The organism is Flavobacteriaceae bacterium (assembly GCA_003443635.1).
In the GTDB taxonomy this organism is placed as follows: Bacteria; Bacteroidota; Bacteroidia; order Flavobacteriales; family Flavobacteriaceae; genus AU392.
Genome location: CP031964.1, coordinates 2,863,414 through 2,886,051 on the forward strand (window position 1 = coordinate 2,863,414; position 22,638 = coordinate 2,886,051).

A 22,638-nucleotide genomic window follows, 5' to 3' on the forward strand; every position below is an offset into this window, starting at 1 on the left:
TAAATTCCATTTATGAATTATAAAAATGCATTACAACATAATATTTTTAAAATAATTTCTAAATCTGCTAAAGATTTAGGATTAGATTCTTATGTCATTGGTGGGTTTGTTCGTGATTTCATCTTGCAGCGAGCTACAGCTAAGGATATAGATATTGTTGCTATTGGTAGTGGTATTGAACTTGCTAAACAAGTTTCAAAAAATCTACCTAATACACCTAAAGTACAGATATTTAAAACTTATGGAACTGCAATGCTACGTTATAATGATATTGAAATCGAATTTGTAGGTGCTCGAAAAGAATCTTACTCTAAAGATAGTAGAAATCCTATTGTTGAAAGCGGCACATTAAAGAATGATCAAGATCGTCGTGATTTTACTATTAATGCATTAGCTTTAGATTTAAATGAGAATAGGTATGGGAACTTACTCGATCCTTTTAATGGCATTAAAGATTTAAAAGCAAAAATTATACAAACACCTTTAAATCCTGATATTACTTTTAGTGACGATCCACTCCGAATGATGAGAGCAATTCGTTTTGCTACTCAATTAGATTTTAAAATTAATGATGTTACATTAAAAGCCATTTCAAAAAATAGTCATCGAATAGAAATAATTACAAAAGAACGAATTGTTGTAGAGCTACATAAAATTCTAGAAAGTTCGACACCATCTATTGGGTTTCTCTTATTAGAAAAAACAGGTTTATTACACTATATATTGCCTGAACTAATAGCCTTAAAAGGTATTGATGAAATTGAAGGGCAACGTCATAAGGATAATTTTTATCACACTTTAGAGGTTGTAGATAATATTTCTAAACACACTAACGATTTATGGTTACGTTGGGCTGCATTATTACATGATATTGGTAAAGCACCCACAAAAAAGTTTAGCAAAAAAGTAGGTTGGACATTTCATGCTCATGAGTTTGAAGGTTCTAAAATGGTATATCATCTTTTTAAAAGATTAAAAATGCCTTTAAATGATAAAATGAAATTTGTTCAAAAACTTGTTTTTATGAGTTCTCGACCAATAGTTTTAGCCAATGAAACTGTTACCGATTCTGCAGTTAGACGTTTAGTGTTTGATGCTGGAGATTATGTAGATGATTTAATGACTCTTTGTGAGGCAGATATTACCACAAAAAATCCAAAAAAATTTGATAAATATCACAATAATTTTAAAATTGTTAGACAGAAAATTATTGAAGTAGAAGAGCGAGATCAAGTTAGAAATTTCCAACCTCCTATTACTGGTGAAGAGATTATGAAAGTTTTCAATTTAAAACCTTCTCGCGAAATTGGATTAATTAAAGATGTTATAAAAGAAGCTATTTTAGAAGGTGAAATTCCAAATGAATATGAAGCAGCTTACGACCTTATGCTTAAAGAAGGTAAGCGGTTAGGGTTAAAACAAACTCTTAAATTATGATTAAGGCCGTTAGAACAAATTCAAGACACAAAGGTTTTATTAATCTTGTAAAAGAGTTAGATGCTTATTTAAAAATAGTAGATGGTGAAGATCATTCATTTTATAATCAATTTAATAATATTGACACATTACAAAATGTAGTAATAATTTATTTAGATAATATTCTTGCTGGTTGTGGCGCATTTAAAATTTTTAATGACAACTGTGTCGAAATTAAGCGTATATATACAAAACCAGAAGCTCGTAATAAAAGTATTGCAAGTAAAATTTTAAATGAATTGGAATTATGGGCAAAAGAATTAGGTTTTACAAGTACTATTTTAGAGACTGGTATCAGACAAGTAGAAGCTGTCCAGTTTTATAAAAAAAACAACTATAATATCATTCCAAACTACGGTCAATATACAGGTGTTGATAACAGTTTGTGTTTTAAAAAAGAATTAATTTAAAATGAAAAAAGACAATAAAAGAGTTATCTATTGGCTGTTCACAGGATGTATTCTTATTTTTATAATGGTTATTGTAGGTGGGATTACAAGGTTAACACATTCAGGGTTATCTATTTCTAATTACAAATTAATTTCGGGAACAATTCCTCCTTTAAATGAAGTAGAATGGCAAGAAGCTTTTGATTTATATAAACAATATCCAGAGTATCAAAAAATACGCAACGATTTTCATCTTGAAGATTTTAAAGACATTTATTTTTGGGAATGGCTGCATCGTGTTATTGGACGATTAATTGGGTTAGTATTTTTTCTTCCTTTTTTATATTTTTTAATTAAAAGGCAACTAACCAAATCAACAATAAAAAAATCAATTATTTTATTGTTACTAGGAGCATTTCAAGGGTTTTTAGGCTGGTACATGGTAAAAAGCGGATTAGTAGATAGGCCAGACGTAAGTCATTATAGGTTAGCTGCTCACTTAATTACTGCATTCATCACTTTTGCATATACATTTTGGGTTGCTCTAGATTTAATTTTTACAGAAAAACAAATTATCAGTAAGTCATTCAGAAATTTATTAAGATTTGGTCTATTCATTTTAATTTTACAAATAATTTATGGAGCTTTTGTAGCTGGATTAGATGCTGGAGGCATTCATAATCATTGGCCAATGATGAACGAAGGGAAATTTATGCATGAAACTGTTTATATAGAACAAAGTCCATTGTACAAAAATTTCATTGAAGGCAAAAGTGGTGTGCAATTTATTCACCGAATCTTAGCGTATATTGTATTTTTCACTATTTTATTTATTTGGGTAAAGTCAAAAAAATTAGATAGAAGTTATTATCAAAAAAATGGAGTTAATGCTTTATTAATTATTGTAGGAATACAATTTATTTTAGGTGTTTTAACTATTATTTTAAGTGTTCCTGTTTGGTTAGGAGTTATGCATCAGGTAGGCGCATTTTTCTTATTAAGTACAATGACATTTACTTTACATCGTTTTAGCAAATAACATAAAAAGTATAACTTTGCAAAATCAATAATTAACCTATGATTTATAGATTTAGAGTCATTCTTGACAATGATACTGAGGAAGATATTTTTAGAGATATCGAAATTAGAAAAACTGATACTTTAGAAGATTTGCATAATGCAATTACACAATCTTTTGGTTTTGATGGTACAGAAATGGCTTCATTTTATATCAGTGATGATGAATGGAATCAAGGCGAAGAAATCTCTTTATTCGATATGAGTGAAGGTATCAATTCAGTAAGATTAATGAATGAAACACAGATTGGTGATGTTACTGGAGTTAAACATACAAAGCTTATTTATGTTTATGATTTTTTCAGCATGTGGACTTTTCTTGTAGAATTAGGGGAGATTGTTGAAGAAGCAGAAGGTACAGATTATCCTAATTTAATGTTTGTGCATGGCCAAATACCTCAGCAAGCACCTCAAAAAGAATTTGAAACTGATGATCTTAGTGAAACTAATGAATCTGATGAGCATTTTAATGATGATATAGATCCAAGTAATTATGACGATTTAGACTTTGATCAAAACTGGAATTAAATTATTATTCTTCGTTATTATATTTCAAAAAACCAATTCCTTTAATAATATTGTAACATTTTAGTTAGTATGGCGTCATACTCACATTAACTAATCAATCATATTTACTTTGGAATCAATTTTAACAATCAATAACCTCACTAAAAAGTTTGGTTACTTAACTGCTGTTAAAGACCTTTCATTTACTATAAACAAAGGTAACGTTTATGGTATTTTAGGCCCAAATGGTAGTGGAAAATCTACAACTTTAGGTGTTGTTTTAAATGTTGTAAACGGCACTTCTGGAAAGTTTCACTGGTTTGACGGTCAAACTTCTACTCACGATGCTTTAAAAAAAGTGGGAGCTATTATAGAGCGCCCAAATTTTTATCCTTACATGACCGCTTATCAAAACTTAAAGTTAGTTTGTAGGATAAAAGAAGTTAGTGAAGATAAAATTCTTGAAAAGCTCGAGATTGTAGGTCTATTAGATCGAAAAGACAGCAAGTTTAGAACTTATTCTTTAGGAATGAAGCAACGTCTAGCTATTGCTTCTGCTTTACTTAATGATCCTGAGATATTAATTCTTGACGAACCTACAAATGGATTAGACCCACAGGGAATTCATCAGATACGTGAAATTATAAAGCAGATTGCTTCGCAAGGTACAACTATTCTTTTAGCTTCACATTTATTAGATGAAGTTGAAAAAGTTTGTACTCATGTTGTCGTGCTTCGTAAAGGTCAGAAATTATATTCAGGGCGTGTAGATGAAATGATATCCAGTCAAGGTTTTTTTGAATTAAAAACTGAAAATTCAGAAGCACTTATCAAGCTTCTAGAAGAGCATCCATCGTTTGAAAAATTAAAAGTTGAAAGCGATTTAATCACCGCATTTTTAAATACTCCTATGGAAGCTTCTGATTTTAATAAATTAATGTTTGAGAAAGGAATTACATTATCTCATCTTGTAAAACGTAAGGAGAGTCTAGAAGAGCAATTTTTACAATTAACAGATAATAACTAACCAAAAAACCAATCAAAAAATGTTACGTCTTTTAAAATTAGAATTACAAAAACTTTTACTCAATAGAGCTAGTAAAGTTTTAATTTTTATATCTTTTATATTACCATTTACAGTATTAATTCTATCATCTATTAAAATAAACTTCTTTGGTTTTTTTACGTTAGAACTAGGGGAATTAGGAATATTTAATTTTCCAATAATCTGGCATATTACTACATTTTTCGCTTCGTATTTTAAATTTTTCTTCGCTATAGTTGTAGTAAGTATGATTGGTAACGAATACAGTAATAAGACCATTAAACAAAACCTTATTGATGGTCTTAGTAAAAAAGAGTTTATACTTTCTAAATTCTATACAATAGTATTCTTTTCATTAGTAGCAACATTATTAATAGGCTTAGCTTCTTTATTAATAGGTTTATATTATTCAAGTTATACAGAGTTACCTATTGTTTTTAGTGAAATAGAATTTTTATTGGCATACTTTGTAAAATTGGTTGGCTTTTTCAGCCTTTGTTTGTTCTTTGGAATGCTCCTTAAACGTTCAGCATTTGCCCTTGGGTTCTTATTCATTTTATACATATTTGAATGGATAATATTCGGACTTATAACCTGGCAAGTTAGTGTAGATTTAGGATGGAAAATAAAGAATTTATTACCATTAGAATCAATGTATAAATTAATAGATCAGCCTGTACAACGCATGGTTATGACTAAGTTTCCAGATAAAGCAGAATTAGCTTATGATTACGCAGTACATTGGTATGAAATAGCTATAGTATTAGGTTGGACATCTTTATTTATATTCTTCTCATATAAACTACTAAAAAAGAGAGATTTGTAAACTAAGTATAATTATAAATTTAAAAAAGTCTAATAAGAAGTATCAATCAAGGTATTTCTTATTAGGCTTTTTTTATTTCAATTCATTAAACTACTTCACCTTAGATAATTAAGTTTCTTAATCCTCGTTAAATTATAAAGAAAAGGGTATCCACAAAAGAAATTTCTTAAATAAAAAATATTTTGTAAGAATTAACCTATATAATAATTATATATACAAAATTTTTATTACATTTGAACCTGTTAAATTTACTTTTTATCGATAAAATATAAAACTCTTTACTGAAATTTTAGTAAATTCAAATGAAAAAACTTTTATCAATATTAATTCTTTTATACTCGCTAAATACCTTAGCTCAAGGAGAAGCAGCTAATTGGTATTTTGGTTTTAATGCTGCTATACAATTTAATCAAGGTGGTATTACAGTATTAAATGATAATGCTTTGAGCACAAATGAAGGGTCAGCTACTATTTCTGATCCAGGCGGTAATTTATTATTTTATACAGATGGAGAAAATGTATTTAATAGAAATCATCAAATAATGGCTAATGGGAATGGACTATTAGGTAATCCTTCTTCTTCTCAATCTGCTATTATAGTTCCTAAACCTAATGATATTAATATATATTATATTTTCACAGTTGATGACGTAACTTCTGGTCCTTCTAGAGGCTTACATTATTCTGAAGTAGATATACGATTAGATGGAGGTTTAGGTGCTGTAACTCAAAAAAATATTAATTTATTAAGAAGAACTACAGAGAAAGTATCTGCTGTTTTAAGAGATTGTTTTGATGGATCTCTTTGGGTTGTAACCTTTGCATCTCAGGACGGCAATGGATCTGTTGCCGACACATTTCATGCATTTCAAGTAAATGACACTGGTGTTAGTATGGCTCCCGTTTCTTCAACATTTAACATAAATATTAATGATGGTAGAGGGTATCTAAAATTATCTCCAGATGGCACTAAATTAGCTAGTGCTAATGCAGATGATGGCTTATACATTTATGATTTTGATGCACTTTCTGGAGTAGTTTCAAACCAACAACAGCTTATAATTAACAATCAATCTAATTCTGTTTATGGGATAGAATTTTCACCAGATAGTCAAGTATTATATGTACATTCTTCTTTTTCTAGAGGCATCGGTATTAATAGTAGCGATCCAAATAATCATACCTCTGCATTAACTCAATTTGATTTAACAGCTGCAAACATACAAGCTTCTGAGGTTTTGTTAGATGATAGAATTCTTTTTAGAGGTGCTTTACAATTAGGTATAGATGGAAGGATTTATCGTGCATTAAGTTCCACTTTTAATACAGGAACTCCTTTTTTAGGTGTTATTAATAACCCTAATACTTTAGGGATTGGTGCAAATTATCAACATGATGCTATCAACTTATCTCCTAACACTTCATCTCAAGGGTTACCTCCATTTGATCAATCATTATTTGTGAATCGAATAGATATTATTAGAAACGGAATAAGTGCTGTACGTCTCGATTTATGTGTAGGTGAAACCTATACACTCATGGGAGATGATATTCCTGGAGCTACTTATACCTGGTCTCGTGATGGGGTTATCTTGACCAATGAAACTAATTTTGATTTATTTATAAATCAAGGCGGGTTCTATGAGTTGTTAATAGACCCCAATAATGGTGACTGTCCCATTATAGGAGAAGCTCTTGTAACTATCTTTCCAGAACCTGATGCTTTTGATACTATATTAATACAATGTGATGAAGATAGTATCCCTGGTGGCTTTAATACTTTTGATTTATCATTATCCATTAATGATATTACAGGAGGAGCAGCAAATAGAACAGTACAATTTTATCCTACATTATTAGATGCTCAAAATGAAACTAACGAAATCACAAATACAATTATAAATACTAATGATTTAACACAAGTATTTTTTGTTCGGGTTAGTATCACCTCTGCAAATGTTGCTTGTTTTAGTATTGCTGAATTAAGATTAGATGTTACTTTTACCATGGGTAATGATACTTCTCTAACTGAATGCGATAATGATGGTACCGTAGATGGTCGTTTTACATTTAATTTGCAAAATGCAAATCCTGATATTTCAACAGATCCAGGTTTAACATTTACTTATTACCTCACTAATAATGATGCTGTACTAGCCCAAAACCCTCCATTACCAAATATCTATACAAACACAACTCCTTTTAATCAAATTATCTATGTAAGGTCTGAAAATAACCAAGGTTGTTTTTCTATTAACGAAATAGAATTAATTGTCACTCTTCCTAATGATACCCAAACAACTGAAGAGGTAACCTATTGTGAATTCTTATTTCCACAAACCATAACACTTACCTCTGCAGTTCCTAATGATCAAATTAACGATTTTGTGTATTTATGGTCAACTGGAGAAACAACTCCTGAAATTGAAGTTAATGGAGCTGGTATATTCACTGTGGTAGCAACAAATTTTCAAACATGTACAACATCAACAAAAATTACTACTGTTACAGTAGCTAATTTAACTACAATAACCGATCCTATTCAAATAGATATTACAGATGCTTCTGAAAGTAATATTATTACAGTAGCTGTCTCAGGATCTGGAAACTATGAATATGCATTAGATGATATTAATGGTCCTTATCAAAGTAGTAATCGTTTTGAAAATGTCCCGCCAGGTCTTCACACAGTATATATTAGAGATTTGAATAGTTGTAGTATCGCCGAGCGAAGTATATCTGTAATTGGTTTTCTTAAATTTTTCACTCCAAATAACGATTCTACATTCGACACTTGGCAAGTCATAGGTATAAGTAGAGATTTTCAACCAAATACTACTATATTTATTTTTGATAGGTATGGAAAACTCTTAAAACAATTAGATCCTCTTGGTCCTGGATGGAACGGAACATTTAATGGTCAATTATTACCTGCCAGTGATTACTGGTATCGAGTAACTCTAGAAGATGGTCGTGTTTTCAGAGGGCATTTTGCTTTAGTTCGTTAAAACATTCATTATTCTTTTTGTTATTTAAACTAGTCTATTTACCTTTTATCGTGTAGATGGATAAAAAATTGATATTTATGATATATTTATAAGCTCTTTACATTTTTTTAAATGAAGAACTTATTATTAGTCATTACATTCTTAATTTCCACTATCACTTTTGCTCAAGGAGAAGCTGCCAATTGGTATTTTGGTAATGCAGCCGGTCTACGTTTTAATCAAGGAAATGGTACAGTAACATCGTTAAATGATGGGCAATTATCAACTACAGAAGGCTGTGCTACTATTTCTGATTCAAATGGAAATTTATTATTGTATACAGATGGATCTATAGTATGGAATCGAAATCATACAATAATGGCTAATGGCACTGGACTTTTAGGAGATTTTTCCAGCACACAATCTGGTATTATTGTACCTAAACCTGATGATCCTAATATTTACTACGTGTTTACTGTAGATGATATTGAGAGTCAAAATGATCCAAATGTAGGTTTGCATTATTCAGAAGTAGATATTTCACTTGAAGGAGGGTTAGGTAGAGTTACTCAAAAAAATATTAATTTACTTGAAAAAAGTACAGAAAAAATTTCAGCTGTTTTAAGAGATTGTATTGATAAATCCATATGGGTCATTACATTAGCTTCTGAAGATGGCACCAGAACAGATAATTACAACACTTTTCATGCTTTTGAAATAAATAGTAATGGGGTTAATATGAATTCTATTACTTCCACATTTACATTTAATTCACCAATCACTGATGCTAGAGGGTATTTAAAATTTTCTCCAAACGGTACTAGAATGGCTAGTGCCAGTATAGGCAATGGTCTTTTTTTATATGATTTTGACGCCAGTACAGGTGTAGTTTCTAATCAACAAGAATTAACGATTAGTCCTGAAAATGGGAATGTTATGCTTCCGTACGGGTTAGAATTTTCTCAAAGTAACCAATTTTTATATGTGCATTCATTTATTGCAACATCTCAAGAAGATTTTAGCAATCCTAATGCTCAATTTTCTACGTTAACACAATTTGATGTTACTGTTAACGATATAGAAAACTCCGAGTTTTTATTAGATTCTAGACAGCTCTATAGAGGTGGTTTACAATTAGGTCCAGATGGAAAGATATATAGGGCATTAAGTGCTACTTTTTTTGATGGCTTACCATTTTTGGGAGTCATCGACAGTCCAAATAATCCAGGTATAGCGGCAAATTATCGGCATAATGCAATTAATTTATCTCCAAATCTATCTACTCAAGGGCTACCTCCTTTCATTCAATCTATTTTTAATACTCAGATAGATATCATTAGAAATGGAGAAAGCACCACTAATCTTAATTTATGTGATGGTGACACCTTCACTTTAACTGCAGATGATATTTTAGGAGCTACTTATACATGGACATTAGATGGAAATTTGTTACCAGAAACAGATTTTGATTTAATAATTAACCAAGGAGGGAGGTATGATGTTTTTATAGATCCTAATAATGGAGACTGCCCTATCGAAGGACAAGCTTTTGTTACTTTTAATCCAAATCCCGAAGCTTTTACAGCTAATTTAGTCCAATGTGATGATGATGGCTTAATTGGTGGGTTAACAGTTTTTAATTTGGATGAAGCCAATGATGTATTAACCGGAGGTTTTCCAGATCGATCTACTCAATTTTATTTATCTCAAGCTAACGCTGAGAATGATATTGAAGAAATCAGTAATATTTTTGAAACTGATAATTTACAAACAATTATATATGTTAGAGTTACTAATAACATAACAGGTTGTTTCAGTATTTCTGAATTAACTTTAGAAGTAAGTTTAACCAATGCCACCGATGCTATATTAAGTAATTGTGATGATGATGGTATAGAAGATGGTTTGTACACTTTTACGCTTTCTGACGCTAATAATGATGTCACTTCTGGGTTACCCAATGGGCTAACTGTAACATATTATGAAACCAGTGAGGATGCATTTTTAGAACTTAACCCTCTTTCTGATAATTATACTAATACGATTCCTTTCAATCAAACTATTTTTGTTAGAGTAGAAAATGATAATGCATGCTTTGGTATAAATCAATTAGAGCTCATAGTAAATGAGTTGCCAAACATTGAAATAGAATCTGAAGCAATTTATTGTATTAACTTTTTTCCAGAAACAATAACACTTTCTAATGGTATTTTAGAAGGTAATCCAGAAGACTTCACTTATTTATGGTCTACTGGTGAAACAACCCCTGAAATTCAAGTTAATGAAATCGGAATTTTCACTGTTACCATAACAAACGAAAATATGTGTTCAAAATTGAGGACTATTAATGTAGTTCCTTCTAATATAGCAACTTTTGAAAATATTTCAGTTACAGATGTTTCTGAAAATAATACTATTACTATTACAGTTTCTGGGGATGGAGATTACGAATATGCATTAGATGATATTAATGGGCCATATCAAAATGAAAATGTATTTGAAAATGTTACACCTGGTATTCATACAGTCTACGTAAGGGACAGAAATAATTGTGGTATTGTTGAAGATTTAGTTTCCGTAATAGGGTTCCCTAGATTTTTTACACCTAACCAAGATGGTACAAATGATACATGGCAGGTTTTTGGTTTAAATGAACAATTTCAACCCAATACCATTATTTTTATTTTTGATCGTTACGGTAAACTACTTAAAGAACTAAATCCTTTAGGGGCTGGTTGGGATGGCACCTTTAATGGAGAAAATTTACCAACTAATGATTATTGGTTTCAGGTCACTCTTCAAGATGGTAGGCTTTTCACAAGTCATTTTACCCTCAAACGTTAAGATTTCAAATAAAATAAAAGATTCTCTTAATCGTATTGTTCTATTAATATCTTTCGTTTAGTTTTGTAGTTATGCGTTTTAAAATTGAATCTGAATTTAACCCAACTGGTGATCAACCTCAAGCTATAAAACAATTAGTTAACGGTTTAGGTACTAATGAAAAATATCAAACTTTACTTGGTGTAACAGGTTCTGGAAAAACATTTACCATAGCTAATGTAATTAAAGAAGTTGAAAAACCGACATTAGTTCTAGCACATAATAAAACATTAGCTGCACAACTCTATTCTGAATTCAAACAATTTTTCCCTAACAATGCAGTAGAATATTTCGTCTCCTATTACGATTATTACCAACCAGAAGCTTATATCCCTGTTTCTGGCACTTATATAGAAAAGGATTTATCTATAAACGAAGAGATAGAAAAAATGCGACTAAGTACAACTTCATCGCTCCTCTCTGGGCGTCGTGATGTTTTAGTTGTTGCTTCAGTTTCTTGTTTATATGGTATTGGAAATCCTGTCGAGTTTCAGAAAAATGTAATTTCTTTAAAAAAAGATGAAGTTATTTCTCGTACAGCTTTACTACATAGGTTAGTACAAAGTTTATATTCTCGTACAGAAGGTGAGTTTAATCATGGTAATTTTAGAATTAAAGGAGATACTGTAGATATATTTCCTAGCTATGCGGATGATGCATTTAGAATTCATTTTTTTGGAGATGAAATAGAAGACATTGAAGCTTTTAATATAATGACTAATGAAGTTGTTGAAAAGTATGATCGCTTAACTATTTACCCTGCTAATATGTTTGTAACCTCTCCTGATGTACTACAAAATGCTATTAAAGGAATTCAGGACGATTTAGTAAAACAACACGATTACTTTAAAGAAATTGGAAAACATTTAGAAGCAAAGCGCCTTAAAGAACGTACGGAATTTGATTTAGAAATGATTCGTGAACTAGGTTATTGTTCGGGTATTGAAAATTACTCTCGTTATTTAGACGGTCGAGAAGCTGGAACACGACCTTTCTGCCTGTTAGATTATTTTCCTGATGATTATTTAATGGTTGTGGATGAGAGTCATGTTACCATTTCTCAGGTTCATGCAATGTATGGAGGTGATCGAAGTCGAAAGGAAAATCTTGTAGAATATGGTTTTAGATTGCCAGCAGCCATGGACAACAGGCCTTTAAAATTTGAAGAGTTTGAAGCTTTACAAAATCAAGTCATTTATGTGAGTGCTACTCCTGCAGATTATGAATTACAAAAAACAGACGGTGTATATATAGAACAAATTATTCGCCCTACAGGATTATTAGACCCTATAATAGAAGTCAGACCAAGTTTAAACCAAATAGATGATTTAATAGAAGAGATACAATTGCGTGTCGAAAAAGATGAACGAACTTTAGTCACTACATTAACTAAACGTATGGCTGAAGAGCTCACTAAATATTTAGACAGAATTCAAATACGCTGTCGTTACATACATAGTGATGTAGATACACTTGAACGTGTAGAGATTATGCAAGATCTTCGAAAAGGGTTATTTGATGTGCTTGTTGGTGTAAATTTATTACGTGAAGGGTTAGATTTACCTGAAGTATCTTTAGTTGCTATTTTAGATGCCGATAAAGAAGGGTTTTTGAGATCTGCACGTTCACTTACTCAAACAGTTGGAAGAGCCGCAAGGAACCTTAACGGTAAGGCTATTATGTATGCTGATAAAATAACAAATAGCATGCAAAAAACTATTGATGAAACTAATTATCGTCGAGAAAAGCAAATTGCGTACAATACAACACATGATATTACTCCTAAAGCATTAAACAAAAGTTTAAATAATGCGCTTACTAAAAACTCTGTAAGTTCGTATTATTATGAGATAGAGGCACAAAAAGCTGCTGAACCTGAAAGTGAGTATTTAACTAAAACTCAATTAGAACAAAAAATAAGAGATAAGCGCAAACTAATGGAGCAGGCTGCTAAAGAATTAGATTTTATTGTTGCTGCAAAACTCAGAGACGAGATTAAAACCTATCAAACCAAATTAAAAGAATTAAGTGTCTGATTTAATTGTATTGTGTTTTAAATATATCTATTAAAAAATCTGGTGGTACAATTCTATTTGGAAAACTTTCCATTAAATCTAAAACTCTATTAATAGCTTCATGTCCAAAACCCATTCTTAAACCAAAATTATGAAGTCTAATATTTTCTCTTTTAGTCATCTCTTCTCCTTGACCTAAATTCATCAAAAGGATTAAACGATGAAATTGAACGATACGTTCACTATGAGATTTTAAATGAACATAAGTTACAGGATTATCCAATAAGTATTCAAAATCTTCTCTAGTAATCTCTAATTGTTTTGCTACTGCTAGCAAAAAATTATATTCAACTTCTTTTAGATTTTTATCTATTCTTGCGAACTCAATCATTTCTGAGAGTAAGCTTAATTTTTCAACACGATTAATCATAATAACAAGGACTAATTAATTAACAATATAAAATTATAGATAATTGTGTTTTTATAATCGTATATAAGTAGTCACTCATCGAAAAACGGAGAGCTTTTTATCGAATATATTTTAATTTCATGCGATTTTCAATTTCAAGATACTAATAATCAACAAAATAACCGTTCATCGATGTATTCTGATTTTACAAGTGTAAGCACCATTTTTTGAGTTTTTAAGGGCTTGAATAAATAGTTATCAGATCTTATAGTTTTAATTAGTTGTATTAAAAAAAACTCCCAAATTAAGTTTGGGAGTTTTAAGACTAATTCAAATAATTTTTTATCTATATACTAAATATTATTAGATGTGAATTTTACTGGAACATTAAATGTTGATTTAAGCCCAGAAGTAGAGTTTCTAGATAATGTTTTATAGTTTAATCTATTTTTAATGTAACTAGCCATAGTTTCATTTTCCGTATTAACAGATAATACTACAATTTCATTATCCTTATTTAGTGTCACTGTAACAATAGTTACAATATCTTCTGTGATTTCAAAAGAAGGGTTTTTTAATAAATTACTAATTTCTGTAGTAATAGGTTTCTCAACTTTACTATCATTTTTTGGATCTGTATTCGCATTAATTAAATTGCTAAAAGCAATCATTGTAATCAATACTAACATTTTAATCTTTCTCATAATACTTGTTTTAAATTTTGTTTTATTTTTATAAGATTCCTAAGTCGACAACGTTCATATTTCCTTATAATTTTGTGATAGTTTAACACGTATTAACAAAACTCTAACATATTGATTTTTAAATCACTGAATACATAATCTATAAAAAAAGGAGTAGTGTGTTCTACTCCTTTTAAATATATAATTTTAATTCTATTTAGATATTACTCATCTAAATAAATTATTAGGCTAAAACAGCTTGTACCTTATCTGCTGCTTCTTGAAACTCTACAGCACTTTGTACATCTAATCCAGAATTATCAATTAACTCTTTTGCAATGTCTGCATTGGTTCCTTGTAAACGTACAATAATTGGTACATTTATCGTTCCCATATTTTTATAGGCATCAATTACACCTTGTGCTACACGATCACAACGAACAATACCTCCAAAAATATTTATAAGAATAGCTTTAACAGCTGGGTCTTTTAAAATAATTTTAAATGCAGCTTCAACTCGCGCAGCATCTGCAGTACCACCAACATCTAAAAAGTTAGCTGGCTCTCCTCCTGCTTGTTTTATTAAATCCATAGTCGCCATTGCTAAACCAGCTCCATTAACCATACATCCTACATTTCCATCAAGATCTACATAATTAAGCCCCAGTTCTCCAGCTTCAACTTCAATCGCATTTTCTTCACGAATATCTCTTAAATCTACATAATCTTTATGACGATATAATGCATTATCATCAATAGTTACCTTGGCATCAACAGCCATTATTTTATTATCACTTGTTTTTAAAACAGGGTTTATTTCAAATAAAGAAGAATCTGATTTAACATAAGCTGTATATAAAGATGCTACAAATTTTGTCATTTCTTTAAATGCAACACCAGATAATCCTAAATTAAAAGCAACACGACGTGCTTGGAAAGGTAATAACCCAGTTGCTGGGTCTATCTCTTCAGTAAAAATTAAATGTGGCGTCTCTTCAGCTACAGTTTCAATATCCATACCTCCTTCTGTAGAGTACATGATCATATTTCTCCCTGTTCCACGATTTAGTAAAACTGACATATAAAACTCACTCGTTTCACTCTCACCAGGATAATATACGTCTTCTGCAACTAATACTTGATGTACACGTTTACCTTGAGCAGAGGTTTGAGGAGTAATTAAATCCATTCCTATAATATTACCTGCAATCTCTTCAACTTCTTGTAAGTTTTTGGCAAGCTTTACACCTCCACCTTTTCCTCTTCCTCCTGCATGTACTTGCGCTTTTATTACGTGCCAGCTTGTACCTGTTTCAGATGTTAATTGTTTAGCAGCTGCAACTGCTTCTTGAGCATTTTTGGCAACAATACCACGTTGGATACGTACGCCAAAACCACTTAATATTTCTTTACCTTGATATTCGTGTAGATTCATACTTTTAACAAATTATTTTTTGCGTTGCAAATGTAAACATAGTTGAACTTTTAACCAATCTTTTTAATTTGTAAAATATTTAGATTAATATTTTTTATCGCTTAAATCTTTATAGTTTTACAAACTCTTATTTTTAGACTGAAATACTAAGAATTCATTACAAAATAAGAAGCATATAAATTAAAATGAATATTATGAACAACGAGGTTTTATTAAACATTACAAAAGCTCATGGAAGTCCAATTTATGTGTATGATGCACATAAAATCGAAGCGCAATATAAACGCTTAACCTCTGCATTTAATAAAGTTAAACAGCTAAAAATAAATTACGCAGTAAAAGCACTTTCTAATATTTCTGTCTTAAAGTTAATGAAATCTCTAGGAGCTGGTTTAGATACTGTATCTATACAAGAAGTTCAATTAGGGCTCACCGCTGGTTATGATGCTAGTAAAATAATTTACACTCCAAATGGTGTATCCTTAGAAGAAATTGAAGAAGCTGCAAAATTAGGTGTTCAAATAAATATAGATAATCTTTCTATTTTAGAACAATTTGGCAGTAAACATCCAAACGTTCCTGTATGTATTCGTATTAACCCACATGTTATGGCTGGTGGTAATACTAATATTTCTGTAGGGCATATCGATTCTAAATTTGGAATTTCAATTCATCAAATCCCACATATTCTTCGTATTGTAGAAAATACAGGAATGACTATTAATGGTGTACATATGCATACTGGTAGTGATATTTTAGATATTGATGTGTTTCTATATGCCAGTGAAATTTTATTTGACACAGCAAAGCATTTTAAAGATTTAGAGTTTTTAGATTTTGGGTCAGGTTTTAAAGTACCTTATAAAGAAGGTGATATAGAAACTAATATTGAAGAGTTTGGGCAACGTCTTACAGCTCGTTTTAAAACATTTTGTAAAAATTACGGTCGTGAGTTAGCCTTAGGTTTCGAACCAGGGAAATTTTTAGTAAGTGAGTCTGGGTATTTTTTAACTAAAGCAAATGCTATAAAACAAACTACCTCAACAGTATTTGCTCAGGTAGATTCTGGGTTCAATCATTTAATTCGTCCGATGTTATATGGGTCACAGCATGAAATAGAAAACATTTCCAATCCAAATGGCAAAGAGCGCTTTTATTCTGTGGTAGGTTATATATGTGAAACAGATACGTTTGCAAACAATAGGCGTATTAACGAAATTACTGAAGGTGATATTTTAGCTTTCAAAAACGCAGGTGCTTATTGTTTTACAATGGCAAGTAATTACAATTCTCGTTACCGCCCTGCAGAAGTGTTATGGTATAATAATCAAGCTCATTTAATTAGAGAACGTGAAACGTTTGATGACATCCTTAAAAATCAAATTATTATTGATGTCACTAAAAAAGAAAAGGATTTAGCTTAAATAATTTTAAAAACCGGCTATATATATTAAAAACGTCTGCTAAATGCAGGCGTTTTTTTGTAACTGAGTATAAAAAAATGCATCTTTATCAAAAGAATCATTAATTATGAAAAAAATCACCTTACTTTTTATTATAATTTGTTTCAATTCTTATAGTCAAGAAGTAGCTTTTAAAAAAGTAGTTGAAAAAGATTCTACGCATATTAATATTATAAATTATCTCTACGCGCCAATAGAAGCAAATATAACTCCAGTTGAAACTTTAAAAGCTAGAATAAAAATAAAACCTTATTTTATATTAGAAAAGAGAGATACAATCTACAAAATTTTAAGTATTCCCAACACCATAATTAAAGACACCTCCAAAATAACTGTCACAGATTACTTAAAATTTGATTTAGTCCTTGGGGATCCTAATACTATAAAACATAACAATAAATACTTATATGCTTTGCCTTATCCTAAAGGGAAAACATATAGTATTATTCAATCTTTTAAAGGCAAATTTAGTCATAGCTCCACAAGATCCAAATATGCTATTGATTTTAATTTACAAATTGGAGACACTATAACAGCAGCTCGAGAAGGTATTGTTGTTAGAATTAAAGATGAATATAAAGAACATGGAGGTCGTGATTTTATTGACAAAGCAAATCTCGTTACTATTATTCACGATGATGGAACTATAGCAGCATATGTACATTTAGATTATAAAAGTGTATTTGTAAAACCTGGGGATTATGTAAAAAAAGGGCAGCCTATAGGCTTATCTGGCTTTACTGGATTTAGCACAAAACCTCATTTGCATTTTGTTGTTCGTAAAGAACAAAATATTGCTATTCCTATTTATTTTGAAGGTTATGCTAAAAAGATTCTAAAAAAAAATAAACGATATAAGCGTCATTAATTTTAAGGCTATGAAAAATTCTAAAAACAATACTAAACGAAGAGATTTTTTAAAATTATTTGGCTTAAGTAGCATCCCTTTAATGGCTCCTTCAATTGTCTTAGGTAATACTCTTTCTAAAAAAGAAGAAAACTTAGATTTCAAAAGAGAAAGTGATAATACTTTTGTGAATTTTATTAGTGATGGCCTTATGTTATCTCCCAAAGAACGTATTCAAAAACTATCTAATATAAATAGCATATCTAAAATAGAACAGGATGTTTATGGTAATGGAGGAACAATTTCAGAGTTAGAAAATGCATTTGCAAAAATAACAGGAAAAGAAAAAGCTATTTTCGTACCTACAGGTACAATGGCAAATCAACTAGCTATTAAATTATTAAACGAAAATAATACTAAAGTGATCGTTCCAGAAAATAGTCATGTTTTTAGAGATGAAGCTGATGCAGCACAATCTGTACATAATCAGAGACTTGTTCCAGTAGGAAAAGGCAAATCATTTTTTGATGCTACAGATTTAAAAGATACAATTGATTATTATAATTCTGGAGAAGTTTTTAAAAGTGGTTTAGGGACTGTAGTAGTTGAACACCCTGTACGTCGAGCTGATGGTACTGCCTTACCTTTGGACACCATAAAATCCATTTCAAAATATTCTAAAGAGAAAGGTTATAAATTACATTTAGATGGTGCAAGAATACATTTAGCTTCTGCTTTTACAGGAGTTTCAATTATAGAATACGCTTCTCATTTTGATACAGTTTATATTTCTTTGTATAAATATTTAAATGCTTCAACAGGCGCTATTTTATGTGGTGATGCTAAGTTGATTGATAAAATGAAGCATCAAATAAAAATTTTAGGTGGGACGACCTATCAAAATTGGAATTCATCTGCTATGGCATTACACTATCTCAATGGAATTGAAGATCGTTGGCAAAAAATAGTTCAAAAAGCCGATCAATTAATTTCTGAATTAAATAAAATTGATGGAGTTTCTATTTCAAAAATTGAGAACGGCACCAACATTTTCAACTTAAATTTAGGTGCTAGAATTAATATTCAAAACTTCAGAAGAACCTTAAGAAAAAATTATAATATTGGGCTCAGAGGAGCTGATGCAAATAGGATGATTAAATTTTCTATTAACGAAAGTTTATCTCGGCAAAAAAATAATACAATAGTAAATGCTTTTAAAAAAGCAATCACAGCTTAATTGTTATTTTATAATTAGTTTTATATTTCATCTTGAGATAAATTATAATTGCTATTTTTACAACTATCCCCTAATCTTAATGTAAAAATCGACTAATTCTATATAGATGAAAACCATCCAATTATTTATTATTGGGCTTTTAATTCTGCCTATAACCATTAACGCACAACGACGAAAAAAGAAAAAAGAAACACCTATAACAATAGTAAATGATACTAGTTTTCATAATTTAAAATTTAGAAATATTGGTCCATTTAGAGGAGGCAGAAGCGTTGCATCTTCAGGAGTAATTGGGCAGCCAATGACTTATTATATGGGTTCAACAGGTGGAGGTGTTTGGAAAACTGTTGATGATGGTATTACCTGGAATAATATATCTGACGGTTTTTTTAAAACTGGAACAGTTGGTGCTATTGGAGTTTCTGAAAGTAATCCAAACATTGTAGTCGTAGGTATGGGTGAACATCCTGCTCGAGGTGTAATGACTTCAATGGGAGATGGCATTTACAAATCTACCGATGCAGGAAAAACATGGACACACTTAGGTTTGGATAACTCTCGACATATATCAGATGTGATCATTCATCCTAAAGATCCAAATATTATTTTTATATCTGTACAAGGGGCGCAATATGGCCCTACAGAAGAGCGTGGTGTTTATCGTTCAATTGATGGCGGTTCAACTTGGGAACGCGTTTTATATGTGAACAATATAACTGGTGCTTCTTCCCTATCGATGGATATGAAAAATCCATTAATTTTATATGCAGCGATGTGGCAACACCAACGTTTTCCTTGGAAGATTGAATCTGGCGGTAAAGGTTCTGGGTTATACAAATCCAATGACGGTGGTATAACTTGGAAAAAACTAGAAGAAGGACTTCCTAAAGCCTTTGGAAAATCAGGTATTTCAGTATCTCGTGCTAATCCTGATCGTGTGTATGCTGTTATTGAAGCCGAAGGTAAAAAAGGAGGCGTCTATCGTTCTGATGATGCAGGAAAAAAATGGATACAAGTTAATTCAGATCGCATCAATATTACGAGGTCTTGGTATTATATGGAAATTTTTGCAGACCCTCAGGATGAAAACCGTGTATATGTCCTTAATGCTCCAATGACTAAATCCATTGACGGAGGAAAGACGTTTACTCCACTATCAACACCTCACGGCGATAATCATCATTTATGGATTCACCCGTTTGATAATACTAAAATGATTAATTCTAATGATGGTGGTGCTAATATTTCTAATAATGGAGGTAAAAGTTGGAGCACACAGCAAAATCAGTTAACTGCTCAATTCTATCGCGTTATTACAGATAACTTAGTTCCATATAACATTTATGCTGGGCAACAAGATAATTCTACGATTAAAATTAAAAGTCGTACCAATGATGGTGGTATCGATTGGAAAGATTGGGAGCCTGTTGCAGGAGGTGAAAGCGCATTTTTAGCTTTTAATCCTAATAATCCAGAGATTGTATATGGTGGAACTTATCAAGGGAATATTAGTAAATGGAATCGTATTTCAAAAGAAGTAAAAGCGATTAAACAATACCCTGAATTAGCCTTAGGTAATGTGCCTAAGGATTTTAAATACAGATACAATTGGAATGCGCCAATTATCACATCTCCGCAAAACAGGAAAGTAATATATCACGCCGGTAATGTAGTGTTTAAAACTGAAGATGAAGGTATCACTTGGAAAGTCATTAGTCCAGATTTAACGAAAAACGAAAAAGATAAGCAAGGGCTTGGTGGCGGTCCTTATACCAATGAAGCTGCTGGTGGTGAAAATTATAATACACTTATGGCATTAGTAGCATCACCTCACGAACAAGGGGTTTTATATGCGGGAAGTGATGACGGATTAGTACATATTACCAAAGATGATGGTGCCAATTGGACCAATATTACACCTTCGGGAATTCCAGATGGTATTATTAATAGCATTGAAATCTCACCTCACGATGCAGCTACAGCTTATATTACGGTAATGCGTTATAAAATGATGGATTTGTCACCTTATATTTTTAAAACAACAGATTATGGGGCAACGTGGGCAAAAATCGTCAAAGGTATTGAAGGCGAGCATACCTTTGCTCGTGTGGTTCGTGAAGATCCTAAGCGTAAAGGCTTGCTCTATGCAGGTACTGAAACTGGGTTATTTATTTCTTTTAATGATGGTAAAAATTGGCAATCGTTTCAACTCAACTTACCTGTAGTTCCAATCAATGACTTGACGATTCAAGATAATGATTTGGTCGTTGCTACAGCAGGACGTTCCTTTTGGATATTAGATGATTTAGGTGCTATCCAGAATATTAAAGACAATCAAACTAAATTTGAGATTTTTCAACCTAAAAATACCTATCGTATTTTTGGAGGTAGTAGTGATAGAGCTGCTAATGGCAATGGTCAAAATCCAAAATTAGGTGTGACGTTTGATTATTACTTACCGCAAACCGCAGATACTTTAGATCTCAAATTGGAAGTTTTAGAAAACAATAAAGTAATTAGGACATATACCAATAAATCTGATAAAAGCTTCAAAACTTGGGGAGGTGGTCCACCAAGACCTCAAGTATTGCCATCCAAACAAGGTTATAATCGCTTTACCTGGAATTTTAATCGTGAAACCTTACCAGCAGTAGATAATGTATTTGTTTTTGGAAATTATAACGGGTCGCGTGTACCGCCAGGAGAATATACGTTGCGATTAACTCTGGAAGAAGGCGTATCGGAAACTAAGGTCATGATTTTACCAAATCCTAAAGTAAAAGCATCAACTTCAGATTTTGCTGAACAACAACGTATGTTGAATACAATTGAAGATGCTATTCGCGATATCCATGAATCCGTAAATAGTATACGTTCGGCTAAATCACAATTACAAGGTTATGCAAAATTATTAAAAGATAATACTGATGCTGAAATGCTTTTAGAAATGGGAGAAGCACTCATTGAACGTATTGAAACTTGGGAGGAAAATCTCATCCAGCCAGACCAAAAAACATTTCAAGATGTAATTAACTTTCATAATCAACTTAATGCAGAATTGATGAATTTAAAAGGATATATTGATACAGCTGACCCTAAAATCACACAAGGTGCTAGAGAACGTTTAAATGATTTAATGGCGAATTGGAAAACCTTTAAAGACGAGCGTGATGATATCATAAATTCTAAAATGTTGGATTACAATAGCCTATATAAAGATTTAGATTTACCAGCTATTATTTTAGAGGATAAGAATTAAATGTCATTTCATGTGACGAGGAATCTTATTTTTTAGTTCAAAATGATCAATTAAACAAATAATAAAATTCTTTACTTTTAATTCCAGAAAATCATTCAAA

General features: G+C 31.1%; 16 protein-coding genes. 13 read left to right on the plus strand and 3 right to left on the minus strand.

Features of this window, described 5'->3' with window-relative positions; all coding sequences use genetic code 11:
* The first annotated feature begins 12 nt into the window (after nt 1-12).
* The 9 genes from D1817_13190 (at nt 13) to uvrB (ending at nt 13,226) form a co-directional block, all read left to right on the plus strand.
* Nucleotides 13-1,437 (plus strand): HD domain-containing protein, encoded by a 1,425-nt coding sequence (locus D1817_13190; GenBank protein AXT20796.1) that lies wholly within the window; start codon nt 13-15, stop codon nt 1,435-1,437.
* Nucleotides 1,431-1,886: a GNAT family N-acetyltransferase gene (locus D1817_13195; GenBank protein ID AXT20797.1), complete on the plus strand. Its 456-nt coding sequence runs from the start codon at nt 1,431-1,433 to the stop codon at nt 1,884-1,886. Before D1817_13190 ends, D1817_13195 begins: the two co-directional genes overlap by 7 nt.
* A gap of 1 nt (nt 1,887) precedes the next feature.
* Complete coding sequence (locus D1817_13200; GenBank protein ID AXT20798.1) at nt 1,888-2,904, plus strand: heme A synthase; 1,017 nt, start codon at nt 1,888-1,890, stop codon at nt 2,902-2,904.
* A 38-nt stretch (nt 2,905-2,942) separates the two neighbouring features.
* Nucleotides 2,943-3,470: a hypothetical protein gene (locus tag D1817_13205; protein ID AXT20799.1), complete on the plus strand. Its 528-nt coding sequence runs from the start codon at nt 2,943-2,945 to the stop codon at nt 3,468-3,470.
* Between the two features lie 109 nt (nt 3,471-3,579).
* Complete coding sequence (locus D1817_13210; protein ID AXT20800.1) at nt 3,580-4,476, plus strand: ATP-binding cassette domain-containing protein; 897 nt, start codon at nt 3,580-3,582, stop codon at nt 4,474-4,476.
* A 19-nt stretch (nt 4,477-4,495) separates the two neighbouring features.
* Entirely contained in the window at nt 4,496-5,320 is an 825-nt protein-coding gene (locus tag D1817_13215; protein ID AXT20801.1) for an ABC transporter permease, read from the plus strand.
* Nucleotides 5,321-5,622: 302 nt separating this feature from the next.
* Nucleotides 5,623-8,328, plus strand: coding sequence for a gliding motility-associated C-terminal domain-containing protein (locus D1817_13220; GenBank protein AXT20802.1), 2,706 nt, complete (start codon nt 5,623-5,625; stop codon nt 8,326-8,328).
* Nucleotides 8,329-8,439: 111 nt separating this feature from the next.
* Nucleotides 8,440-11,151 carry a gliding motility-associated C-terminal domain-containing protein gene (locus D1817_13225; protein ID AXT20803.1) on the plus strand — a complete coding sequence of 904 codons (2,712 nt, stop codon included), beginning with the start codon at nt 8,440-8,442 and terminating at the stop codon, nt 11,149-11,151.
* Between the two features lie 71 nt (nt 11,152-11,222).
* A complete protein-coding gene (gene uvrB, locus D1817_13230) occupies nt 11,223-13,226 on the plus strand; it encodes an excinuclease ABC subunit UvrB (GenBank protein ID AXT20804.1) in 2,004 nt (667 codons plus the stop codon).
* 1 nt (nt 13,227) lies between these two features.
* Here uvrB and D1817_13235 read toward each other — a convergent pair whose 3' ends face one another.
* The 3 genes from D1817_13235 to D1817_13245 form a co-directional block, all read right to left on the minus strand.
* Nucleotides 13,228-13,635 (minus strand): TerB family tellurite resistance protein, encoded by a 408-nt coding sequence (locus D1817_13235; GenBank protein AXT20805.1) that lies wholly within the window; start codon nt 13,633-13,635, stop codon nt 13,228-13,230.
* A gap of 332 nt (nt 13,636-13,967) precedes the next feature.
* Nucleotides 13,968-14,303, minus strand: coding sequence for a hypothetical protein (locus tag D1817_13240; protein AXT20806.1), 336 nt, complete (start codon nt 14,301-14,303; stop codon nt 13,968-13,970).
* A gap of 238 nt (nt 14,304-14,541) precedes the next feature.
* Nucleotides 14,542-15,732 carry an ADP-forming succinate--CoA ligase subunit beta gene (locus D1817_13245; GenBank protein AXT20807.1) on the minus strand — a complete coding sequence of 397 codons (1,191 nt, stop codon included), beginning with the start codon at nt 15,730-15,732 and terminating at the stop codon, nt 14,542-14,544.
* Nucleotides 15,733-15,926: 194 nt separating this feature from the next.
* On the opposite strand from D1817_13245, the gene lysA reads away from it, so the two are divergent.
* The 4 genes from lysA to D1817_13265 all read left to right on the plus strand — a co-directional run bounded on the left by lysA (nt 15,927) and on the right by D1817_13265 (nt 22,538).
* Nucleotides 15,927-17,156 carry a diaminopimelate decarboxylase gene (gene lysA, locus D1817_13250; GenBank protein ID AXT21288.1) on the plus strand — a complete coding sequence of 410 codons (1,230 nt, stop codon included), beginning with the start codon at nt 15,927-15,929 and terminating at the stop codon, nt 17,154-17,156.
* Between the two features lie 106 nt (nt 17,157-17,262).
* The gene (locus D1817_13255; GenBank protein ID AXT20808.1) at nt 17,263-18,063 is read left to right on the plus strand and encodes a M23 family peptidase; all 801 of its coding nucleotides are present in this window, start codon (nt 17,263-17,265) and stop codon (nt 18,061-18,063) included.
* 10 nt (nt 18,064-18,073) lie between these two features.
* Complete coding sequence (locus D1817_13260) at nt 18,074-19,279, plus strand: threonine aldolase (protein AXT20809.1); 1,206 nt, start codon at nt 18,074-18,076, stop codon at nt 19,277-19,279.
* 106 nt (nt 19,280-19,385) lie between these two features.
* Nucleotides 19,386-22,538 carry a glycosyl hydrolase gene (locus D1817_13265; GenBank protein AXT20810.1) on the plus strand — a complete coding sequence of 1,051 codons (3,153 nt, stop codon included), beginning with the start codon at nt 19,386-19,388 and terminating at the stop codon, nt 22,536-22,538.
* Nucleotides 22,539-22,638 lie beyond the last annotated feature (100 nt).